Genomic DNA, 22752 nt, shown 5'->3' on the forward strand with positions numbered 1-22752 from the left:
CAAGAAAGAGAGGCTTTTTCTTTTTCATTATCGAAAACAAGTAAGAACTTCGGATCATAACAACTCCTACTATTCTCCCTGATATACCCTCATGAACTCATACAAATGACTTATTTTTTGCATAAACCCCCTCCTTTTTTTGCTAACTAACGCTAGAATCACTAAAATATTAAGTAATTATTTTAATCATCCGAGGTGGACATCATGGCTAAAATTATGGTTCCTCCTGAGAAACTAGAGGCAGTTTCCAGGCAGTTCGCACAGGCACGTGAGTTGGGGGCACAAATTTGCGGACAACTGTCCCAGCATATTCAAATGCTAGAGAATAGCTGGGCAGGAACGACACAGCAGCGCTTTTATCAGGATTTTCATAAAGCACGTGGACAAATGGACGCTTTCACTCAAACGGTTGGTTCTGTCAGTGCAGAGCTGCGTTCGATTGCAGTAAAATTCAAGGAAACAGATGCCCAAGCAGACACGGGGATTAACCAAGGCGATCAGAGCAGACAGATGAAGAGCAGTGAAGGAACAACTTCCGGAAACAAAGGAAAAGATCCAGCAGATATAGCCATTAACAGCCTGTCAGAGGCCAACAAGTGGCGGGGGCAACTGGGTTTTGCCGGAACAGCGATTTATAGCGGTCTGGCTTCCACACTTGTACTCACCAAAACAGTAGAATTCAAGAAAAGTCTGAAAAATCCCACTCGGGCGGTTATACATAATGCGGCATGGGTGAAAGGCAAGGGTAACAATGCTTTTATGCGTAATTTGGGCAAAAGTATAAACCGCCAATTCGCTAAACCCGGTATTGTGATGAAGGGCCTGAAGGGCTTTGATCGTTTAGCTGGAAAGCTGCAAATGGGTAAGCTCGGCCTTGGATTTAACAAAGCCAGTAGCTTTCCTCAGTGGACACGGAACGTCATCGCTGGGGTAGAAAAAGGCCGTTACGGCATAGCTACACGCCAAATTCCCGGCATGATCGCCAAAAAACTATACCCTATTAATGCCACCATGAATATTGTGGGCGAAGGGATCAATCTGGCTGGAAAATGGAAAAGCGGGACGCTTACCGGAACGGATGTGGCTGTATCCGCTTCTAACGTAGCGATTAAAACTGCCGCGACATATGGCGGTGCAGTCGTTTTGGGTTCCATAGGCGGTGCCATTGGCGGTCCGGTTGGTGCAGCCGTCGGTGCATACGTTGGCGGTACAGTGGGAAGCTGGGCAGGTGGAAAAGTCGCCAAATTCGCTGAAAAAGGGATACGCTGGGCCAGCAAGCTATTTAAATGATATATACACCTAACAGATGGAGAAGGAGCCTGACTATGGATAAACAAACGGTAATTTTAACGCTTGAGGAACTGGGCTTTGCCTTGACCGCACTGGGCGCAGAAGATATGGCTTCTGGTCTGCTCCAATCCTATTACGGGGAACTGACTGAAGATCGCTGGGAATTGCTTTTTCACGCTGCAACACATAGCCTGATATCCAAGGGCTTGATGGAACAGCGGGATGACGGACAACAGCAACTTGAATTTGATGCGTTCATTGTTGAACTGCTGGCTCACCTGGCACAAAGCCGCCAGATGCTGCGTGGATACAAAGAGCAGCAGGACAAGCAAAATACATTAACGATACACCATGGGGACGAGCGTTTTCTATATCATTTTTCCAGCCACAATGAACTCCATTTCTTTCGCTGGTCTTCCCCAGAAGACTGGCATCACGACATTGATCAATTGTTTGGCCTGTCGGCTTCCAGCTTCAATGCCCACAGCCGATACGTCGATCTGACAGAAGAACAGTGGAATGAGCTGACCTCATCCAACTTCACAATGCAGCAATTGGCAACATGGAAGCTTCAAGCGTCGGATCAACAAATGATACAAGACTGGCGAGAGGATTTTAATCGAAATCACTGCAGCCTGGATAATTTGAGCCAGATGGTATACACAGATACAGATGAAGAGGGTCCCTCCGTTTCAAATCTACTATTTGTTCTTACAGGAACGAATGATGTGTGGGTTGTAAGAAATACAGAACTGGATATGCAAGCCACCCCACGTCTGCGCATTGAAAGTGTGACCGAAGCTGACTGGAGAGAACGGATCACTCACTTCATTCAGGCGTTTGTACCCGACGAGGCGGTATTCCGTGGATAAAATTGTATACCGCAGATCTTTGGCATTTTGGAAAGCTCTGGGCAGCTTGATGTTTGTGCTAATTTGCCTGTTTTTGCTGCTGCTCATTTTTATCGACGAAGATATCTCTGCTCTGCAAATCTTTTTCTTTATTACATCCGCTATCGTCGGAATCCCTTTTTTTGGTAGTTATTTGGTAGTTTGTTTGAGCAGAACACTTCGTAAGGAACCCATCCTGTTCATCTTTGACGAACATAGTATTTCCGATGGTGTCCGAACTGTCCCTTGGTCTGCAATCACTAAAGTCGAATTCGAGGGAGCCTCCATCCGCAAATGGCTGCGTCCTCGCTTCCCCGCCTTTATTTTTCACCTGAATGATCGCAGTACCTGGGAAGTCAGCACCGATTATGTGTTGAACGATATGGAGCTGAATCAGACAAACAAACAACTTCGAAGTCTCATTAACCAGTATGGCAAGCCGAAAACCAAACGTTCCTGAACATTGCCATTCTTGCAACCAAACAACTTCCTTGCCCTGAAGATGACCCGTTTAAAAGAATCCCATTCGCAATCCGGGTCATCTTTTTCTCTTCGATTTGCGCTCTTTAACCTGCGATTTCTTCTTCCATGGCTCCGATAATGGCTATACTCAAAAAGCCTTCTCCAGGAGTAACCGCAACATATTCCTTGTCTAATAAAAAGTTTGCAATGGTATTCGATGTAGATCCCTCCAGCGGCAGCTAGACAGATTTCCAGGTTTGTGACATATTTCCGTTTCATAAATACCCCTAGGGGGTATAATTGAATATGAAAATACAATCCTAAAGGAGCTATTGAATATGAGAAAACAATGGGCTTTGCTTGCTGGTGCAGTCATGATTATTTTGAGTGGGTGCGGGAACAGTAACACGCCGAACCAGGAGCATACGACAAACAGCAGTCAACAGCATGATACATCGGAAATGAACCACTCCACTTCCAGTGAGCTTCCTGCCGGACTACAAGAAGCTGAACATCCAGCCTTCAAAGTTGGCAGCCAAGCGATTATTCGAGCTGACCATATGCCGGGCATGAACGGCGCTAAGGCCACGATCGTGGGCGCTTATACAACTACTGCTTATACGGTCTCATATACTCCAACGACTGGAGGAGAAAAAGTGACTAATCATAAGTGGGTTATTCATGAAGAGATTAAGAATGCAGGCAGCGAGCCCTATGCACCGGGAACGGAAGTTATCCTGGCGGCAGATCATATGAAAGGGATGGATGGAGCTAAGGCTACCATAGCTTCCGCCGAGCCAACGACCGTATATATGGTAGATTACACGCCTGCTACAGGAGGAGAGCCAGTCAAAAATCATAAATGGGTGACGGAGAGTGAGCTTTCAGCTAATTAGAACTCTTGTATGACTGGTTGCTTATGACCACTAAAGGGAGCCGGCAACGGCTCCCTTTGTACAGAGTGACTGGCGTTTGGACGTGTTCATATGTATTTCCTCGAATTGGTAGATTTAACGCGGCATACGCAGAATGGCTGCCTTCAGTGCTTTGATCCCTTCTTCGGTTTTCAAATAATCCGACGGGGCTCCTTTTGCCCCCAGACAACGCTTCTCATGCTGGAGCAACCATTCTTTTCTCCACAGGCCCCCTGCATAGCCAGTTAGTTTCTGGTTGGACCCAATAATTCGGTGACATGGAATCACAATGCTCAGCTTATTTTTGCCATTCGCACTGCCAACGGCTCGGATCGCTTTTTCATTTCCAATAGCAAGAGCAATATCTTTATAAGCTGTCGTTGTACCATAGCCCACGTTCACCAGCGCATTCCATACTTTTTGCTGAAAGTCTGTACCTTCATAAGCATAAGGAAACGAAAACTCAAAGCGCTCGCCTTTAAAATACTCGTCAAGCTGGCTGGCGCATTCCTTTAATACTTGGAAAGGGGCCTCTTCTATAACCCTCGTTGAAGGCTCATTCCGATTAGAGAACATAATAGAATAAACAGCCTCATTGGTTCCCTGTATCTCAATCTCTCCAATCGGTGATACATAACTCAATGCATATCGCTTGCTCATCAAAGGATACTCACCTTCCATTTCTAATTCCTATTCTTGTGCAACTTTCTATACTCACTAGGAGAACATTGGTTCAAGCTGCGAAACGACTTATAAAAGTTAGAGGGGCTTTGGAAGCCGGTCTCATAGCAAATTTCAAGATTTGTAAGATCTGTACTTTTAAGAAGGTAAGCTGCCTTATCTACTCTTATTTTTTCCAAATACGTACGCGGGGTTTCGGAGGTTTCCTGTTTAAAAACCCGATCCAAATAAAAAGGGCTTATTCCAACATAGTCCGCAATATCCTGTAATACTAGTTTTTCTCTATAATGATTGATTAAAAAAGCAACTACCTTCTGGACAAGCCTGATATACGGCGAATGTTCTGTATGAGGCTGACATCTTTTGCAAGCGCGAAAACCTGCCTTTTCCACGGTGTCTACATCCAAGTAAAACTCGACATTGATTTTTTTCGGCTTTCGGGATCGACAGGAAGGTCGGCAATATATGCGGGTTGTTTTTACAGCGGTAAAAAACAACCCATCATATTTACGATCACATGCTATAATTTTTTCCCACATTTCTTCAAAGGAAAGACTAAGGTGAGCCATGACCGAACATTCCATCCTTTCTATAGTTCATACTCATCTAGTTCAGGATTTTGCAAAATCCTCATATAAATGTGATGTATCTTGAAGGTTAATCAACTGTTCCGCATTCTTTTGCAAAGCAACTATTATCTTATCAGAAAACGCATTTCCAAAGCTAAACCGTTTGACTCCTAACTGCTGAAGCTGGCGGACATTCGTCAGACCTGGCAAGGATAAAACATTAAGCGGAGCATGTATATGAAATACAATTTTTCTGATCTCTTCATCATTCTTTAAGCCTGGCACAAAAATGCCGCTCGCACCACTTTCCACATACGCTTTGGCCCTTTCTATGGTCTCCGAAAGTGGAGCTTCCATCTGCAAAAATGTATCGGTTCTTGCGTTTATAAAAAAATCTTTAAAACCATGAACATCCAAGGCTGCTCTTATTTTGGACAGCAGGTTAGTGTGCGCCCTCACTTCTCGAAGTCCCTTTTGCTGTTTTAATGAATCCTCAATATTAATCCCTGCCACTCCGACATCGGCTGTCCTTAACACATGCTCAACAATTGTTTCTACATCCTCCCCATATCCTGCCTCAATATCTGCCGACACTGGAATCTGAACATGCTCTGCAATCGTCCGAATGATGCTTATATGCTGGTCAAAATCAATAAGCTCTCCATCTGAAAACCCAAGCGTATTGGCAATTCCCCAACTTGTCGTACCTATTGCCTTAAAGCCTGCTTTTTCCAGAGCCAGGGCAGATAGCAAATCCCAAGCGTTCCCTAGAAATAAAATTTCCTCTGATGTATGCAAATCATTAAATTCTTGTATTGTGTTCAATTTATAACCTCCTGATAGGTGATGTATCTCATTCTATCAAGAGGCTGTATTGGTTTCGTCCTCATTCTTGCGTTTATGGTCTGTGTTAATCTAATTAAAAAACAGAAGATTTGGGCCTATGTATCTAGTTGCAACTCACAAATTTGGAATAAAAATGGTTATTCAAGCGCTGTTCTATCCTATGTTTCTTATCTATAATCTTACTAAATCAATTCGAGTTAGATGCTAATCTACGCTAAGGTTTAAAAGTGTATTTGGTGTTGCTACTTACTACTGACACAGCATCACTTTTTCTAGATGTAACATTTCTTTTAGCCTTTCACAATTACATTATTAAGGAGGAGCTATATGTTTAAAATCAGCAATAAACTCATTTCCTATAAAACGAAGTTTTTTATCATACTGTTAAGCTTTTCTGTAATCGCCTCATTCTCTAGCTTGTGCGGCCCCTCGCCTGCCAAGGCTCTTGCTGAGGAAAACGGAACTCCATTACAGGAAACAACTGAAGCGAATATACAGCAAATCCCCACCACCAGCGAGGATACTACTAGCCAAACAGCGGTTACAGCTATTGATTATGATGCTAATTTCTCCCCTTCAACACTTCAGTTTCTGAAGGACAATACAGGACTCGACGGTGAGCAATGGGATAATATTATGAAGCTAGTGAACAAACCAGAGCAGGATTCTTTAAAATGGACTGAGTTCTATGGCTATGCTGAAGATATTGGCGATGATCGTGGATATACCATTGGTATTTTTGGAGCAACAACAGGCGGTTCCAATGATACGGGACCAGATGGCCCCGCCTTATTCAAAGCTTTTGATGCTGCTAGTGGAGCTAGCAATCCTTCTATTGCAGGTGGACTAGCACGTGCTGGACTGAAGGGAAAAATGAGTGGCTCGATTCTAAAACTCAGCGATAGCGACAGTGTAATCAAAAAGAAGATCAAGGCTCTCCAAAATAATGAAGCTTGGAGAGAGGCCATGTGGCGTACGTTTTATGACACCTATATCGAATATAGTGTGCAGCAAGCCCGGAAACGCGGATTTAATACTGCTTTGACGATTGGATCATTTGTCGACACAGCACTCAATCAAGGTGCTACGGGTGATTACGGTAGTCTTGAAGGGGTCCTCTCACGTTCTGGCAATAGCACGAATGAAAAGACGTTCATGACTAACTTCTATGCTAAACGTACATTGGTTGTGGATACCAACGATTATAACCAACCACCTAATGGTAAGAATCGGGTGAAACAATGGAGTTCTCTTTTAGCTTCTGGCGAAACAGATCTTAAGAACGCAGATGCAGCCATAATCAAAGTAACGAATTGGGAAATGAAGTAAATCATCATATACGTAATAAGGAGAGCATATTAATGCCCTCCTTATTTTATTTTTATGAAAATAAAATACCATTCATTCTTCCGTAGAGTTCTTCTCATCGTTCTATTGTGCGTGTGTACAAATAGAAAGACTGCTCCAAAAGCCCGAAAGTTGCAAGCTCCTGAAGCAGTCTTGTAAAATGTTTATGGTGTCGAATGGAGTCTGTTAGATGATTCGGTAGCTAGCAGGCACCCACATCATTACCACGAATCAGATCATCCAGGTCGGCGATGCTGCGGTTGCCCCTATACACACGGAAGTTACTTCTAAATCGCGTGCCGGTAAAGAGTACAAGTGTAGCGTCGCTGCTGGTAGAAAAGAAACGCCGACTTGAAAAAGGAACATATGTTCTGTATAATTTAGCTTAGTAATTTGGAAAATCCTGAACTAACGGAGATGCAGACATGGACGATAAATTTATTGAGGAACTACGTGAAATTAGCAGAAACGATAAGCGAAGATCGGAATTTCTCATTAAAGGAATGAAGGAAACGCTTCAGGAAAGAAAAGAAAAAAACTTTATCGAAAGATGGATTTGGCGACAAAAGAATAAGAAACTTATAGCGCGCAAGTTTAAATCCTAGTAGATATAGCAGAAGCTCTTCGAAGAACTTAAACGAGCATATGGTTGCTCTTTCAGATCAAAGGAGGCCGCAATGTCGCCTTTATCACTGGGCCTCCTCTTCACTTAGCTATACACTTTACTCCGTAACACCTACTTGCGATTGAACTGAGAATCTTCGTATAAGTAAATACGTAGCCACAATAGCGATACCGACTCCAGTTGCTCCAAACCAGGTGATGGAGGCTAGGGAAACCTGACCAACAACTATACCGCCAATTCCGGCCCCAGCTGCCATAGCAAGCTGCATAGTAGACTGGTTGAGACTCAGCATTACACCGGAAGATTCCGGTACGAGAGTGACCAAGTTATATTGTTGAGTAGGTCCCGTTGTCCAGGCTGCGAACGACCATAGGATCAATAAAGCAAATACTGCAATCAGGGAATGCGCGGCAAAAGGAATCAAGAGTAACGAAATACCGTGCAACATCATGCCTCCTAATAATGTAAAGGGTATACCCTTTTTATCCGCGCTGTATCCACCGATTTTTGACCCGATTAGGCTGGCGATCCCGAAGGCAAGTAATACTGAGCTCAGCATATCCTCTCCTATACCTGATACATTCAGCAAGTACGGTGAAATGTAAGTATACGCGAGTGAATAACCTCCTAGCCAAAAGAAGGTAATGCCTAATCCCAAAGCAACTTCAGGCTTTTTCAAAAGAGCAAACTGCTGTAGTAAGGGTACAGGTTGATCTCCTTTCAAGCGGGGAAGCGTCATTGTAATAACAATTAGGGCAATAATTCCTGTCAATGCGATACCAAGAAATACGGTTTTCCAACCATATGCAGAAGAGATCATTCTCCCAAGCGGCACCCCGATAATCAGCGAGGCTGTAAAACCCATAGTGACTGTAGCAATAGAACTGGCCTGCTTGCCGGCTGGGGCTATTTTTGCAGCAATGCTTAGTGCAGTAACCACAACCATCCCCGCCCCGAGGGCCATCAGAATACGGGCAGCAATAAACATTCCAAAACCCGGAAGAACAAAAGAGAGCACATTGGCTACTGCAAATAATCCGAGGGAACTCAAAAGCAGCTTGCGTCTGTCCCATTTAGCGGTTACTGCCATCAGAATCGGCGTGCCAATCGCGTAAGCAAGAGAAAAGACAGTAATCAACTGCCCCGCTGCGGACACCGTAATCCCCATGGTTGTCGCAATCTGATCCAAAATACCTGAGATAATATACTCAGATGTGCCTACCAAAAAACTGACAATGGCCAAAATGTATACTTTCCACGTGCTCTGCATTTTAAAAACCGCCTCTTTTCTTTTAGTATTTTTATATTTTTGTATTTTTGCAAATATCGAAATTAAAACTAAAAAAAATTATGTCAACAGGAACGGGGCATATTTCTGTGCTGCTTCCACATCCAAGCTGTAATAAATAAACGTTCCCTCTTTGCGGTATGTGAGCAGTCCTGATTCTGCCATTTGCTTCAAATGGTGTGATAGCGTTGAAATCGCTACACTGTTCAGCTTCTCGCCCAACACAGAGCAGCATTGACCACTTTCCTCTTTTAGCAGAAGTGCTATCTTGAGACGAGTTGGTTCCCCAAGTGCTTTATATATTTTTACAGCTTGCTGCATCTCTGTTGTCTCTTTCACCCTGTTCGTCCCCCTTCGGTTCCAGCCTTAATTTCGATGTTTGTCGAAATTAACTTAACACAAACTTTAGTAAAAGTAAACCCGCTTATTTTAAAATCACATTTCCTTCTACTCTGCTGTATACATGATCGTCTTTTTCATCTCATAAATAATCCCCATCCTTACAGGATGGGGGAAAATGTTTCTAGAGGCAAAGAGAAAAATCACGGATTTCATTGCATGGGGTTAGTTCGGACTTGCCGTGGGTCTGACAATGATTTCACTCACATCCACATCTGCTGGCTGCTCCATGGCATATAGAATGGAACGAGCGATCGCATCCGGCGAAATCGAAATACGTCGGTATTCTATCATTCCCTGCCGAGCCTCTTCATCTGAAATACTGTCGGCAAGCTCGGATTCGGTTACTCCTGGTGATACCAGTGTTACACGAATATCTCCTCCAACCTCCATGCGCAAACCCTCAGAAATCGCCCGGACCGCATACTTCGTTGCGCAATATACCGCTGCAGTCGGCGTTACACTATACGCGCCAATAGAAGCAATATTGATAAACTGACCAAATCCTTGCTTTTTCATAATGGGGAGCCCGGCCGCGATCCCATGCAGAACGCCCCGTATATTTACATCAATCATGCGATCCCACTCTTCTACCTTCAGAGCTTCCAATTTCGAAAGAGGCATCACTCCTGCATTGTTCACAATGACATCCACACGTCCGAATCTTTTTTCCGCAAATTGGATGAACTTTTCCATCTGATCCCTCTTGGTCACATCCAGTTGCTGATAATCTGCCGTCCCACCTTTTGAACGAATCTCGGAAATCAGCGCTTCCAATCGTTCTGTACGTCTGGCCCCTAATACCACATGAGCCCCATGGTGAGCAAGTAAACGGGCAGTAGCTTCACCGATTCCACTGCTTGCTCCTGTAATTGCTACGACTTTTCCTTTAATATTCACCATGCTTGTTCCTCCTCTAGTTCAAAATATCACTGAAACAGATGACTCTTCATTTCTTTGCACTTCTAATTTTTTCTCCATTGCTTATGAGGTGTTATACCTGCACCTTATTATGATAGGAATGCCCATCAGGCTGGTAGAAAAATCAGAGCAAATTATTGCCTAATCCTCCAAAGACACTTAATATGAATTCACAACCACATCTAAAAATAAAGCCCATCTTAGAGTGTCATTAGCTATTAAAAAAGTGATGATTAGCACATGGTGAAGAAGGGAGAGACATGGTGAAAGCGACCGAAATTGAGCATTCTACTACAGAAAAACAAGCCGAATTGGCAAGGCTCATAGAACGATTTTCAAGTCAGGACGGAGTTCATGCTACCGACATACCTTCGCTTAACTTCATCCGAAGTTCATATACAACCGTTCCGATTTACCAAGTCCATGAACCCGCCTTATGTATTGTGGCACAGGGGAGAAAAGTCGTGATGCTCGCAGAGAAAAGTTACTATTACGGCACATCCGACTACCTTGTGGTTTCAGTGGATTTACCCATTTCCGGGCAGGTCATACAAGCATCAGCTGACGCTCCTTATTTGTGTCTTCGACTCAATTTTGATCCACATCAGGTTTTGGATCTGATCAACAAACCTGCTTGCTCCGCAAACCCAAGCACGGGTTCCAGACGTGGCTTGTATGTAAGCCAAACCAACCTCCCGCTGCTAGATGCCGTGGTAAGGCTAGTGCGTCTTTTGGAAAATCCGCAGGATGTTGCAGTGTTGGCTCCATTAGTCATTCGAGAGATCCTATATAGGATTTTACAGGGGAATCAGGGGGAATCCTTAAAACAACTGGTCATGACCGGCAGCCATTCCAACCGCATTACAGAAGTCATACAGCGGATTAAACAGGATTATGATAAGCCGTTGCGAATTGAAGAATTGTCCCGGCTGGCTAATATGAGTCCTTCGTCGCTACATCGCCATTTTAAAGAGGTTACGGCTATGAGCCCCATGCAATATCAAAAACAATTACGTCTGCAAGAGGCCCGTCGTCTCCTGTTATCTGCATCAGCGGATGCAGCAGATATCGGTTTTCAGGTAGGTTATGAGAGTCCCTCACAATTCAGTCGTGAATACGCCCGCTTGTTCGGTCTGCCTCCCATTAGTGACATCAAGCGCTTGCGTAGGGATCAAGCTCACCCACTCTCTACTCCTACAAGCGCTAGCCCCAATCATAATGACAGGATGTATTCAAACCACACAAAACAGCCGCTCCTCCAGTAGAGAAGCGGCTGTTGATTTATAACTGCTGTGCAATGCACAAGATCACTTTTTCAGCATCAATACGGATCATCGAGCTTGGCGAACAGGGCACGAATAACATCCTTCTCTGCCGCAGTAAGCTGCTGTCCTGCCTGCCATTGTTGAATCTCTTTCTTGACTTCCTTGGGGTCTCTATAGCTGAGAGCATACCCGATGCCACCTATAACATGTACACGGTTGGTTTTGTCCATATTTGCCAATGCTCGGATCATCGTAGTTTTGTCCCTTGTAAACAAATCTTCCATAAGATTATCGTATTCTTCAGTTAGCGCTCCATCCAAGCCAGCAGTGCCCTTGATCACATTCGGGAAACTTTCCGAAGGAACCAAAGCGCGCTGTTTATAGAGATATTCAATGATTTCCATGCTTTGATGTTCACTAATTTCGTTCATCTTCCCCCAATGGATACCTGCCAAATGGTCCGTAATATGACGTACTTTTGCTTCATCACTGAGAGAGGAATCCTTATAATAAGACAGCACAAGCTCCTCTTTACTTTGCTGGTCATGCTGCGAGTTGACGGCGCTTTGCTCGGACTCCCCATGGTTTGCCTCGGATGGCGCCGCAGGGTCAGCATAGGGAGTGCACCCTACGGTTACAGCCAACAATAGTGTAGTACAAGCTCCAGAAACGAACACGCTACCTTTTGACATGAACCCACTCTCCTATTCATATCCATTACGTCTAGCCTGTAGCCACTCATCATGGTTATAACGGAGTAGGCTATGGAGTTAGACTTATCTTCTACTCATCACGTCCAACCGTAGGCTTACGGATCACAGAGACACTGGATTCTCTGACAATCAGGCGAGGCTCGAACTGTACACGCTCATAATCTCCCACGGTCTGTTCCTGAATTCGCTTAAGCAGCAGCTCCGCAGCCAAGCGTGCCACCTCTTCCCCCATGATGGAGACTGAGCTGATCTGCGGAGTCGTTACCGTAGCCCACAGATTATTATCAATACCAACCACTGCAACCTCTTGCGGTACTTTTACACCCAGATCCTTAAAACGGTTCACGATTCCTATCGCCACCATATCATTAACTGCATAAATCGCATCTGGCATATTTTTTAAACTGTAAAAATAATCGGCTGCCCGCTGCCCGGTCTCGAAGGAAAAATCATCGCCAAAATACACGAGTGAAGGGTCCACGTGTTGGAGAGACTGCTCGTAAGCGAAATATCTCTCCTCGATTTTATCCTTCGCAGCGCCTGCGTAAGCAATTCTTGTTCTCCCGATTTTAAGCAAATGCTCCATCACGAGTCTTCCCTCTTGCCGGGCCAGACTGACGATATCCGCCTTGACGTCTTCACCCAGCTTCTTGCCATAGTTAATAATCGACACCGGAACGCTGGCTTTATTAATTAGGTCTACCAGCATTTTAGGATATGCAAGCGGCATAATGATAAGCCCATCTACATGCAGTTTCTTAACCTCACGCACCGTTTCAAGCTCCATTCTGGCATTCCCGGCCGTATTGATTTGCACGACACGATAACCATGCTGCTTGGCAGCCTGTTCTACAGACCAAGCAATCTCTGGAATGATCGCGTTCCGGATATCCGGTACAGCCAGCGCAATTTGCCGTGTCTGCCGCACCTTTAGACTTTGAGCTGAGGTATTGGGCACAAAACCCATTTCTTCAATTACCTGCAAAATAAATGCCTTCGTCTTGGGACTGATGCCCTCGCTATCATTAATAGCCCTGGAGACAGTCGCAATACCAACCCCTGCCCGCTTGGCTACATCCTCTATGGTTACTTTCTTTTGCTCTGACACACCCAAAATCCTTTCACGCTCGGAATCGTTTTCTCTCTATGCACATAAACTCTCTAATATAGATATTATACCACAGAATGGGTCTCTAAAAATTGAATTCGTTTTCTTCTACCCTCTGCTTCACCTGCAAAATTCGTAAAAATTCTTTTGTACTAAGCAATGAGTCAAATATAGCGCCATAGTCACAAGTGATTATATTCACAAAAAAATCAAGTGCTTTTTGCATTAATTTGGTTTGACAATGTGTAAAAATTGTGACATATTATTTTTCGGAAACGTTTCCTTATTCATTTACTTTTATAGCGGCAATGATCATATAATCATCAAGGAGATGACAAGACATGCAAGCATTGAGATGGCATGGAGTAAAAGACTTACGTTTGGAAAACATTGAGCAGCCCGCTGCTCTTCCAGGAAAAGTAAAGATCAAAGTAGAATGGTGCGGCATTTGCGGAAGCGATCTTCACGAATATGTAGCAGGACCGATCTTCATTCCTGAAAATGCTCAGCATCCACTGACTGGCGAAAAAGCTCCGATCGTGATGGGGCATGAATTTTCCGGACAAGTCGTTGAAATCGGTGAAGGCGTAACCAAGATTCAGGTTGGCGACCGTGTAGTCGTAGAACCTGTATTTGCATGTGGAGAATGCGATGCATGTAAACAAGGCAAATATAACCTTTGCGATAAAATGGGCTTCCTCGGTTTGGCAGGCGGCGGTGGTGGATTTTCTGAATATGTGGCTGCTGACGAGCACATGGTTCACAAAATTCCAGAAAGCGTATCTTTCGAGCAAGGCGCTTTGGTAGAGCCTTCGGCCGTTGCTTTGTATGCTGTACGTCAAAGCCAATTGAAAGTCGGCGATAAAGCTGTCGTATTTGGCGCTGGTCCTATCGGCTTGCTCGTGATTGAGGCATTGAAAGCTTCGGGCGCATCTGAGATTTATGCAGTAGAGCTTTCCGAAGAGCGTAAAGCCAAAGCTGCAGAACTGGGTGCTATCGTGCTTGATCCTAAAACTTATGATGTGGTGGAAGAGCTGCACAAACGCACCAACGGCGGCGTAGACGTAGCTTATGAAGTCACTGGAGTACCTCCTGTGCTGACTCAAGCAATTGAATCCACTAAAATCAGCGGACAAATCATGATCGTCAGCATTTTTGAAAAAGAAGCTCCAATTAAACCGAACAATATTGTCATGAAAGAACGCAATCTGACTGGTATTATCGGCTACCGCGATGTATTCCCGGCTGTCATCAGCTTGATGGAAAAAGGATATTTCCCTGCTGACAAGCTTGTGACCAAACGTATCAAGCTCGAAGAAGTGATCGAGCAAGGCTTTGAAGGTCTCCTGAAAGAAAAAAATCAGGTTAAAATCCTGGTATCTCCGCAATCCTAATATCGAAAATTATCAGATGTCTGCCCTTTGCAGACATCTACATCTTTTATTATAAAACCAGGTTGCACGGCAAGCGTCCATGTAAATTAAAAGACAAAACAGCGCTCTCCTACTTTGGTCTCTGCCGTTAAGTAAGAATAGCGCTGTTTTATTATAATCTAGATTATTGAGTTACATTACTTCATTACATTGTTCAGAACATCATCAATCATTTGGCTGTTTGCGATTGTACCTGTATACAACCAGCTGGAATCCTTGCCAAAATCGTATACGTGACCTTCTTTGACAGCCGGAATACCTGCCCAGACTGGATCTTTAATTATCTCATCCTTGCTCACATTTTTGCTGTTCACGATAAAGATATAATCAGCGTCCAGCTCAGCTAGTTTTTCCAGGGATAAGTTACTCCAGTTCGCCTTGGCCGTTTTGGAAATCTCTTGTACGACCTGTGGAATCTTGAATCCCAAATCCTTGTACAATACATCCCCGCTGGATAGATTCTGGTTCACCACATATACGTTTTTATCCGTTACCCACAATGCCGCAGCGGTTTTTTGTCCTACCGTCTGACTCAGCTTGGCTTTCGCTTCTGCCGCTTTTTTGTCGTAGTTGCTCAATACCTGCTTGGCTTCACTGCTCTTATTCAGCACCTCACCCACGGTCAGCAGCTCTTGACGCCAATCATTATTCATATTACTGCCTACAACATAGGTCGGAGCAATTTTGGAGTATTGATTATATTTGTCGCCTTCGACCATGCTCGCACTGTCCATAATGATCAAGTCAGGCTTGAAGCTCAGAACCGCTTCGAATGGAAGATCCGAGGCGATGGCAGGAACATCCTTCAATTCTTTTTGCAGGTAAGCCTGAACTGAGTTTTTACCTACCGACCATTGGGCTACCGGTTTAACACCCAACGCCACCAGATGGTCCTCCAGATAAGAAGCAAGCACACGCTGAGGCTGAGCCGGAACCTTTACCTCATGCCCAAGTGCATCCTTCAACACCCTTTCCTGTGACGCTGGTTCCGTTGATGTATTATTGTTCCCTTGTGCAGCGCCATCCGTTGCCATAGGACTGGATGAGCCTGAGCATGCGCTCAGCAGCAAGGTAAAACTAAGCAATACAATAAATGCCATGGAATGCTTTGCATTTCTATTCATTCGTAAAATCCCTTCATCATGATTTTGATAATGATTATTATCCTCAATAACAGTATGCAGGGCGTCACTTATTGAATCAATGGAACATTCAGACATGCTTGATGGACTATCCAGACGCATATCACTATCAAAAGCAGATGAATATAAGCTGTCCCGATAATGAACCGGGGATACGCCGGTATGTTTTTTGAATGCCCGGCTGAAGAAATACACATCTGGATACCCCACACTCACAGCAATATCCTGTAAAGCGGCATCCGTCTTCCGCAAAAGCTCCTTCGCCTTGTCCATCCGTAGTTGAATCAGATACATAATCGGGCTGCAATTCGTTTGTTTTTTAAATAATCGGGTCAGGTGTCGCGGACTGCATTCCAATAATACGGCCAGACGTTCCAGCGTAATGGATTCCGCATAATGAGCCTGCATAAATCGAATCGCCTGTGCCACAACATCCCGTGTAGAAGTCTGGACCTTTGGTTCCTGCCATTGACGCATACATTCATATGCAAAATCATAGAACCGACCCTGCGCCTGAATCTTGAATAATGCCTCTTGGTCCTGCCAGGCGTCCGCCAGTAGTTGCAGCTTTTGGTATAGTATAACCGGATAGGACGGTATGAAACCATAAGCTGCTGAGGGATGATGATAAACTGTGTGTCCCGCTATAGAGGTCGCTTTATATAGAACAAGGATATATTCAATCCCGCATGACGCGGGCTTTATGTTCAGTTCAAAGCCTTTGCCGCCATGCAGTACATATCCTGAATGGGATGCATCCTTCCAATCACCAGCCATATACACGCTACCCTGTAGCATAAACACAAAAGCATGCGCTGGGAAACGATAGGATTGAACCAGCTCTCCCGCCTCCAGTCGAATGTGCCGGACATCCATGACACGGATCGACGAATGGAGCCATACGGACAGCAGCTTGTTCAGCTCATCAGCTTCACGCCCCTTGCTCATCCCGGTATGGGAACCTGTCTGCTTTTGCCGATCCTGCTTCACGTATCCAAGCCTCCGCTTCATAAAAACTTTTTTTCAAACCAATCTCATTATATATCATAAAGACAGAATGATATCGATCATACAACAATCGTCAACGATATCATTCTTCTGCCCACGTTCCTACAGTTTATCCTCTATCTATTCACAATCTTCCTACCAGATCCTATTTCTTTCATTTCCTAATTGGATATTTTCATGTAGTATAAATCTAATTGAAGTAACCCTGCTTGGGCTATGCTGAGGCTATACACTATGATGAAGGAGGATTTCATATTGAAATCAAATGAAGAACCCACTCTGCACAAAAAGCTTCGACCACGACATATTACCTTTATGGCTATGGGTGGAGTCATCGGGACGGGGATTTTTAAAGGAAGTACCGAAACGATTAGCTTGGCAGGACCTGGAGTTATTTTGTCCTATGTCTTCGCAGGACTCCTGCTATTGGTCGTTATGGGCGCGATTGCCGAGATGGCTACCGTCTACCCCAACATGAATATGAAGGATTTTATCCGTAAGGCTTTTGGAGAACGGCTTTCCTTTATTATCGGCTGGTTGTATTGCTTTATGTGGCTGGCCGTCTGTGTCATTGAGGTCATTGCTGCGGGAAGCTTTCTGCAATACTGGCTGCCAGATGTTCCTCTATGGATCCTCAGTTTAGCGAGTGCGGCTTTCATTATTGTCGTCAACATGCTGAGTGTCGGCGGTTTCGGGGAACTGGAATTTTGGCTTGCTGGCATTAAAATTGCCATGATTATTATCTTTATCGCCTTGGGGGGCTGTATACTGTTCGGGATTATCCCTACAGAAACTCCACCTTATCTGAGCAACTACGCGCAGCACGGCGGGTTTCTCCCCAATGGCTGGCTGGCTATCTTTTCAGCGTTGCTGGTTGTTACCTTTTCTTACGGAGGATCTGAGCTGATCGGACTGACATTAACGGAGACAGAGAATCCAGAAAAGGTACTGCCTAGAGTGGTTAAAAGCTTTATTCTTCGCGTAATTTTGTTCTATACGCTGCCGATTCTCGTCATTTGTGGCTTGATTCCCTGGAATCAGCTGGATGCGAATACCAGCCCATTTGTACAGGTATTGTCTTCTGTAGGGCTTCAAGGCTCAGCACATGTCATGAACTTTATCTTGATCACCGCTGTACTGTCTGCTGCCAATTCGGGGATCTACGGGGCAACACGTATGCTCCATTCGCTGGCGATTAATGGAGAAGGTCCCAAGTCACTCGCTCGCCTGTCTTCAAATGGAGTTCCGGTGAACAGTCTCAAACTGTGCGCAGTCATCCTGATTGTTGGCTCCATGGTCGCATACGTCGCTCAGGACGGGCTGTTCCGTATTTTGATGGCTGTACCTGGCTTTGTTGTACTGCTCGTCTGGAGTTGTATCTGTCTGTCCCAATTGAAACTACGCAAATCTTATCCAGTAGAGCCTACTTTCAAGATATGGGGATACCCTTATATAACGGCGGTAACAGTGGGATGCCTATGGGTCATTGCCTTCCTGTTCTTGATTGACCCGCAAAATCGGATCAGTATCAGCGTATGCGTGGCGTTCATGGCATTTTTGATCATCTGGTCTTTGGTGAAGTTCCGGAGAAAGCAGGCTTAAACAGCTCATGATTCAATCGTATCTATTTCCGGTTTCATATGCTTTTTTGGCCTTCCCAGTTGCTGCGTTATTGTTTACCCTTCCGTTCCTTATCGTGCAATATCGCAGACATGGCTATATTCACAAGGCTAGAGCGTGGTTGCTTTACTTGATGCTGTTATACTTGATGAACGCCTTCTTTTTGGTTATACTCCCGCTCCCGGCATCACGTCACAATGCGGCCTTGGCCGGGGGAGCGTTACAATTGATCCCCTTGCAATTCGTGCAAGACATTATAAGAGAAACATCCGTTTCACCTGCTCATCCCTCCAGTTATGTTCATTTGCTGAAGGAGCGTGCTTTTCTGCAAGTCGTTTTTAACGTGATCATGACCATGCCTTTCGGTATGTTCTTACGTTATTATTTCCGTGCACGATGGGGTTGGTGTCTGATTCTGTCCTTCGCCTTGTCTCTCTTCTTTGAGGTGACACAGCTGACAGGACTGTATGGATTTTTTGACCATGCGTATCGTGTGTTCGATGTGGATGATCTGATGGCTAACACATTGGGCGGTATGCTGGGCTTTCTGCTCGGCGAATGGTTTTCACGCTTCCTTCCCCGTTTGGAACATCTGGACAAGCATCTGGATATTACGACCAAACGGGTGTCCTATACAAGACGAGGAGTAGCCTTTTTAGTGGATTCTATCCTTTGGACAGGGTTACTGGGCATCACGGAGTTTCTGCATGTATCTGCTGCTTTCTGGGTTTCCAGCGGAATATACTTTATGGTGGTTCCTTACCTGACGAATGGACGAACTCCAGGGAAGTGGCTGGTACGCATACACCTTACAGGGAGAGGAAAAAGAGTTTCTCTGTGGGAGCTCATGAAGCGGTACAGTCTCTTGTATTGGTTGTATTTTGGACTTAATTACGTACTAGGTGGATCTGTGCTGGGATCTCATGTGTCTCCTTGGGTCATGGTTCCGATTGGTCTTGTGCTGTTGGTGTTGAACGGATGGTTCTTTCTCCATTTCGTCATACGCCTGTTCAAGAAAGCACCGTTATTTTACGAGGAGCTTAGCCATACTTCACACCAGATTATATGGCCCAAGCGCTATCACCCTCTTCAAAATGACGCCGCTGACTCTGGACAGACTTTGGGAACGGATACAGATCCAAAATAACCGGAAGACCGACAATTGATAAGCATGGCGTTTTGCGTTTCCCATCTAAGCAAAACAAAAAACAGGCGAAGCAAAGGGAAGTCCTTTGTCCGCCTGTTTTTTTATTTTGTGTATCGATGTTAATTCGTTTTGCTTATTTCCACTGTGCAATTTGATCAATTGGTAAACGTGTGGATGGATGTCCCTCATTGATTCCTTTACCCATGGAAATGAGCATGACAGGAACATAACGATCTTTGTCCAGACCAAAGGCTTCTGCAATTTTATCCTTCTCATAACCGCCGATTGCGTTGGTGTCGTACCCATGAGCACGTGCCACCAGCATAAGCTGCATAGATACCAATCCACCGTCGATCAGGACCGTTTCTCTGTTTACAACTGGATCAAGGGCAGCAAAATGGGCTGTTACTTTCTCCTGTTGCATTTCTTTAATGTCTTTCGGCATATAACCCAGTTCTACAGCTTCTCCGAAGATTTGTTCGAAATTATCAAAGTTGTTCAAATCTCCAAACACAGCGATCACAGCCGAAGATGTCTCTACTTGACGTTGGTTGAAGCGAGCCAATGGCGCCAGTGTGGCTTTACCTTCAGGGCTTTCGATGACGAGAAAACGCCAAGGTTGCAGGTTAATGGAAGATGGAGCGCGTGTAGCTTCTGTCAAAATCTCAGTCATTTCCTCGCGGCTGATCTTTACGGACGGATCGTATACTTTTACCGAACGGCGTCCCAACGCGATTTCTTTAAAATCATTTGTTTTTACAATATTAGATGTATTCGTATTACTCATTCTAATCTCTCCTTTGTCCCTCTGGGGAATCGTAATATTCAAATGTCGTCAGTCCATATTGGATATATGACTATTCATCACTTGCAGCATATCAGCTAGTTGCTGCCGCTGGATCTCGTCGAAGCTCTGTAGCAACTGAGCTACAAACTGCGAGCGCTCCTGCTTAAAGATGACAATGCGCGCACGTCCATAATCGGTCAGGCTTACCAAGGTAACCCTGTTGTCCTCTGGTTTCGTGCGTCGTGTGACCATTTCAGTCGCCTCGAGCTGTTTCAAATGGCGCGTTACGGCCGCACCGTCGATGCCAATCTCTTTTTGCAGCAGCGTTTGGCTAATCTCCTCCACCTGATACAACTTGCACAACAACTGCAATCTGGAGGCGCTGATTCCTGCACACCGCTCAAACTTGGAGCTAATCTGTTTGTTCAGCAGCAGCAGCAGATCAAAAATATACTCAGCCTCGGATGGTGTCTGGGTGATATCAATCTCTCCTCCCTTAAGCATATCGCTGGGCTTCGTGATCTAACCGTTGATCCATCAATCATTGATCCATCAAGTAATATACAGCCTCTTTAACAATAAATCAAGTCCCTGAGAAAAATAAAGTGCCTCATTCCAAATAAAAGCTGAGCGATTCGCACGGAGCCGCTCAGCTTTTATTTTGCTTTTATTAGCTAGGTTATTCAATCAGTGTGCAATTAAGATAAGGAAATGGGGTGTTGAATTAGATAATTCCGTGAGACAGCATAGCATCAGCCACACGCACAAATCCGGCGATGTTCGCTCCGACCACCAAATTGCCTGGCACGCCGTATTCCTCAGCTGCCTTCACACTGTTAGCATAGATGTTTTTCATAATATCATGCAGCTTGGCATCCACTTCTTCAAAGGTCCATGACAGGCGCATGCTGTTCTGCGACATTTCGAGCGCTGACACCGCAACTCCGCCTGCATTGGCAGCTTTGGCTGGTCCGAACAAAACCCCGCTCTCCAAAAATACTTCAATCGCCTGTAGCGAGGACGGCATATTTGCACCTTCGCCGATAGCCTTTACGCCATTGCTGACCAGCAACTGCGCTGCATGCTCGTCAATTTCATTCTGCGTCGCACATGGCAATGCGATGTCACAAGGGATAGACCAGATCCCCGAGCAGCCTTCAGTATAGATTGCGCCTGGATGCTCTTTCGTATACTCGCTAATCCGCAGACGATTCACTTCTTTAAGCTGCTTCACCAGCTTGAGATCAATACCGTCTGGATCATAGACATAGCCGTTCGAGTCACTACATGCCACGACTGTAGCACCAAGCTGCTGTGCTTTTTCAATCGCATAAATGGATACGTTGCCCGAGCCCGACACGACGACACGTTGTCCTTCAAAGGACAAACCTTGGGCTTGCAGCATCTCGTTGACAAAATACACACATCCGTAGCCAGTTGCCTCCGTACGTGTGAGACTGCCTCCGTAATGAATCCCTTTACCCGTCAGGACGCCGCCCTCATGTCCTCCGCGAATCCGCTTGTACTGCCCAAACATGTAACCGATCTCACGGCCACCTACGCCAATATCTCCTGCCGGAACGTCGGCATCTGGGCCGATATATTTATACAGCTCGGTCATAAAGCTCTGTGTAAAACGCATCACTTCGTTATCTGATTTTCCTTTGGGGTCAAAATCCGAACCGCCTTTACCACCACCGATGGGTAGACCTGTCAACGCATTTTTGAAAATTTGTTCAAAGCCCAAAAATTTGACAATACCCAGATACACGGACGGATGGAAGCGAAGTCCACCTTTATAAGGACCAATCGCACTGTTAAACTGTACGCGGAAGCCACGGTTGACCTGTACATTGCCTGCATCGTCTACCCAAGGTACACGGAAGGTAATGACACGTTCTGGCTCCACCAGCCGCTCCAAAAGCCCCTGCTGCATATACTTAGGATGCTTAGCCAATACCGGAATTAGCGAATCCAAAATTTCCTTGACGGCCTGATGAAATTCATTCTCATGAGGATTACGCGCGATAACCTTCTCAAAAACGGACTGCACATATTCGGCTGCTGCTTGTTGACTCTGCTCTGGACGGATCATGGTCATTATTTAATACACCCCTTTTATAATTAGCCCCTCTGTTAAATGACGGAATAACTTTATTCTGCACCCTCGAGAGTGGAACTTTATGTATTCATAAAATTTAGTTAACTATACATGATTTTTTATAATAATACATCAAAATTACCTATAAAAGATTTTTGTATCCTTCATTAAATAACTCTATGAACCTACCATTGTC

22 protein-coding genes are annotated in these 22752 nt (G+C 44.9%); 10 read left to right on the forward strand and 12 right to left on the reverse strand.

Translation table 11 applies throughout. The features are described 5' to 3' along the window. Positions 1-204: 204 nt before the first annotated feature. The 4 genes from ACQQ6X_RS07795 (at position 205) to ACQQ6X_RS07810 (ending at position 3538) form a co-directional block, all read left to right on the forward strand. A complete protein-coding gene (locus ACQQ6X_RS07795) occupies positions 205-1290 on the forward strand; it encodes a WXG100 family type VII secretion target (RefSeq protein ID WP_305164869.1) in 1086 nt (361 codons plus the stop codon). A gap of 35 nt (positions 1291-1325) precedes the next feature. Next, a complete protein-coding gene (locus ACQQ6X_RS07800) occupies positions 1326-2162 on the forward strand; it encodes a hypothetical protein (protein ID WP_305164871.1) in 837 nt (278 codons plus the stop codon). Beyond that, entirely contained in the window at positions 2155-2640 is a 486-nt protein-coding gene (locus ACQQ6X_RS07805; RefSeq protein WP_149033873.1) for a DUF5381 family protein, read from the forward strand. Before ACQQ6X_RS07800 ends, ACQQ6X_RS07805 begins: the two co-directional genes overlap by 8 nt. Positions 2641-2980: 340 nt before the next feature. Continuing rightward, positions 2981-3538 (forward strand): YdhK family protein, encoded by a 558-nt coding sequence (locus ACQQ6X_RS07810; protein WP_305164874.1) that lies wholly within the window; start codon positions 2981-2983, stop codon positions 3536-3538. Positions 3539-3652: 114 nt separating this feature from the next. Here the strand turns inward: ACQQ6X_RS07810 and ACQQ6X_RS07815 are convergent, their stop codons facing one another. Genes ACQQ6X_RS07815 through ACQQ6X_RS07825 form a run of 3 tightly spaced genes read right to left on the reverse strand, consistent with a single transcriptional unit; the run spans position 3653 to position 5631 of the window. Then, complete coding sequence (locus tag ACQQ6X_RS07815; RefSeq protein ID WP_305164875.1) at positions 3653-4216, reverse strand: methylated-DNA--[protein]-cysteine S-methyltransferase; 564 nt, start codon at positions 4214-4216, stop codon at positions 3653-3655. 23 nt (positions 4217-4239) lie between these two features. Further along, on the reverse strand, positions 4240-4806 hold the full coding sequence (locus ACQQ6X_RS07820; RefSeq protein WP_305164877.1) for a bifunctional transcriptional activator/DNA repair enzyme AdaA: 567 nt from the start codon (positions 4804-4806) through the stop codon (positions 4240-4242). Between the two features lie 42 nt (positions 4807-4848). Continuing rightward, positions 4849-5631 carry an isocitrate lyase/PEP mutase family protein gene (locus ACQQ6X_RS07825; protein ID WP_305164878.1) on the reverse strand — a complete coding sequence of 261 codons (783 nt, stop codon included), beginning with the start codon at positions 5629-5631 and terminating at the stop codon, positions 4849-4851. Positions 5632-5979: 348 nt separating this feature from the next. Here ACQQ6X_RS07825 and ACQQ6X_RS07830 point away from each other — a divergent pair, with 348 nt between their 5' ends. Both ACQQ6X_RS07830 and ACQQ6X_RS07835 read left to right on the forward strand, forming a co-directional pair. After that, the gene (locus tag ACQQ6X_RS07830; RefSeq protein ID WP_305164879.1) at positions 5980-6981 is read left to right on the forward strand and encodes a chitosanase; all 1002 of its coding nucleotides are present in this window, start codon (positions 5980-5982) and stop codon (positions 6979-6981) included. Between the two features lie 443 nt (positions 6982-7424). Further along, complete coding sequence (locus tag ACQQ6X_RS07835) at positions 7425-7604, forward strand: hypothetical protein (RefSeq protein WP_013311365.1); 180 nt, start codon at positions 7425-7427, stop codon at positions 7602-7604. A gap of 117 nt (positions 7605-7721) precedes the next feature. On the opposite strand, the gene ACQQ6X_RS07840 is transcribed toward ACQQ6X_RS07835, so the two are convergent. The 3 genes from ACQQ6X_RS07840 to ACQQ6X_RS07850 all read right to left on the reverse strand — a co-directional run bounded on the left by ACQQ6X_RS07840 (position 7722) and on the right by ACQQ6X_RS07850 (position 10214). Further along, a complete protein-coding gene (locus ACQQ6X_RS07840) occupies positions 7722-8894 on the reverse strand; it encodes an MFS transporter (RefSeq protein ID WP_305164881.1) in 1173 nt (390 codons plus the stop codon). A 78-nt stretch (positions 8895-8972) separates the two neighbouring features. Next, the gene (locus tag ACQQ6X_RS07845) at positions 8973-9251 is read right to left on the reverse strand and encodes an ArsR/SmtB family transcription factor (protein WP_063208454.1); all 279 of its coding nucleotides are present in this window, start codon (positions 9249-9251) and stop codon (positions 8973-8975) included. A 225-nt stretch (positions 9252-9476) separates the two neighbouring features. Beyond that, positions 9477-10214, reverse strand: coding sequence for an SDR family oxidoreductase (locus ACQQ6X_RS07850; RefSeq protein ID WP_305164882.1), 738 nt, complete (start codon positions 10212-10214; stop codon positions 9477-9479). A 278-nt stretch (positions 10215-10492) separates the two neighbouring features. On the opposite strand from ACQQ6X_RS07850, the gene ACQQ6X_RS07855 reads away from it, so the two are divergent. Then, on the forward strand, positions 10493-11497 hold the full coding sequence (locus ACQQ6X_RS07855; RefSeq protein WP_430493552.1) for an AraC family transcriptional regulator N-terminal domain-containing protein: 1005 nt from the start codon (positions 10493-10495) through the stop codon (positions 11495-11497). Positions 11498-11553: 56 nt separating this feature from the next. Here ACQQ6X_RS07855 and ACQQ6X_RS07860 read toward each other — a convergent pair whose 3' ends face one another. Both ACQQ6X_RS07860 and ACQQ6X_RS07865 read right to left on the reverse strand, forming a co-directional pair. Next, positions 11554-12189: a hypothetical protein gene (locus tag ACQQ6X_RS07860; protein WP_305164884.1), complete on the reverse strand. Its 636-nt coding sequence runs from the start codon at positions 12187-12189 to the stop codon at positions 11554-11556. Between the two features lie 91 nt (positions 12190-12280). After that, entirely contained in the window at positions 12281-13318 is a 1038-nt protein-coding gene (locus ACQQ6X_RS07865) for a LacI family DNA-binding transcriptional regulator (RefSeq protein ID WP_305164885.1), read from the reverse strand. A 341-nt stretch (positions 13319-13659) separates the two neighbouring features. On the opposite strand from ACQQ6X_RS07865, the gene ACQQ6X_RS07870 reads away from it, so the two are divergent. Then, a complete protein-coding gene (locus ACQQ6X_RS07870) occupies positions 13660-14712 on the forward strand; it encodes a 2,3-butanediol dehydrogenase (protein ID WP_305164886.1) in 1053 nt (350 codons plus the stop codon). Positions 14713-14888: 176 nt separating this feature from the next. On the opposite strand, the gene ACQQ6X_RS07875 is transcribed toward ACQQ6X_RS07870, so the two are convergent. Continuing rightward, positions 14889-16883 (reverse strand): AraC family transcriptional regulator, encoded by a 1995-nt coding sequence (locus tag ACQQ6X_RS07875; protein ID WP_305164887.1) that lies wholly within the window; start codon positions 16881-16883, stop codon positions 14889-14891. A gap of 273 nt (positions 16884-17156) precedes the next feature. Between ACQQ6X_RS07875 and ACQQ6X_RS07880 the strand changes: the two genes are divergently transcribed. Next, positions 17157-18503, forward strand: a complete 1347-nt coding sequence (locus tag ACQQ6X_RS07880) for an amino acid permease (protein ID WP_305164888.1) — start codon at positions 17157-17159, stop codon at positions 18501-18503. 7 nt (positions 18504-18510) lie between these two features. After that, positions 18511-19668: a VanZ family protein gene (locus ACQQ6X_RS07885; RefSeq protein ID WP_305164889.1), complete on the forward strand. Its 1158-nt coding sequence runs from the start codon at positions 18511-18513 to the stop codon at positions 19666-19668. Positions 19669-19801: 133 nt separating this feature from the next. Here the strand turns inward: ACQQ6X_RS07885 and ACQQ6X_RS07890 are convergent, their stop codons facing one another. The 3 genes from ACQQ6X_RS07890 to gdhA form a co-directional block, all read right to left on the reverse strand. After that, positions 19802-20455, reverse strand: coding sequence for a nitroreductase family protein (locus ACQQ6X_RS07890; protein ID WP_149033885.1), 654 nt, complete (start codon positions 20453-20455; stop codon positions 19802-19804). Between the two features lie 48 nt (positions 20456-20503). Next, the gene (locus ACQQ6X_RS07895; RefSeq protein WP_305164891.1) at positions 20504-20959 is read right to left on the reverse strand and encodes a MarR family winged helix-turn-helix transcriptional regulator; all 456 of its coding nucleotides are present in this window, start codon (positions 20957-20959) and stop codon (positions 20504-20506) included. Between the two features lie 220 nt (positions 20960-21179). Continuing rightward, positions 21180-22556, reverse strand: coding sequence for an NADP-specific glutamate dehydrogenase (gene gdhA, locus ACQQ6X_RS07900; RefSeq protein ID WP_305164893.1), 1377 nt, complete (start codon positions 22554-22556; stop codon positions 21180-21182). Between the last annotated feature and the right edge of the window lie 196 nt (positions 22557-22752).

The organism is Paenibacillus ottowii (assembly GCF_050516475.1).
Lineage (GTDB): Bacteria > Bacillota > Bacilli > Paenibacillales > Paenibacillaceae > Paenibacillus > Paenibacillus ottowii.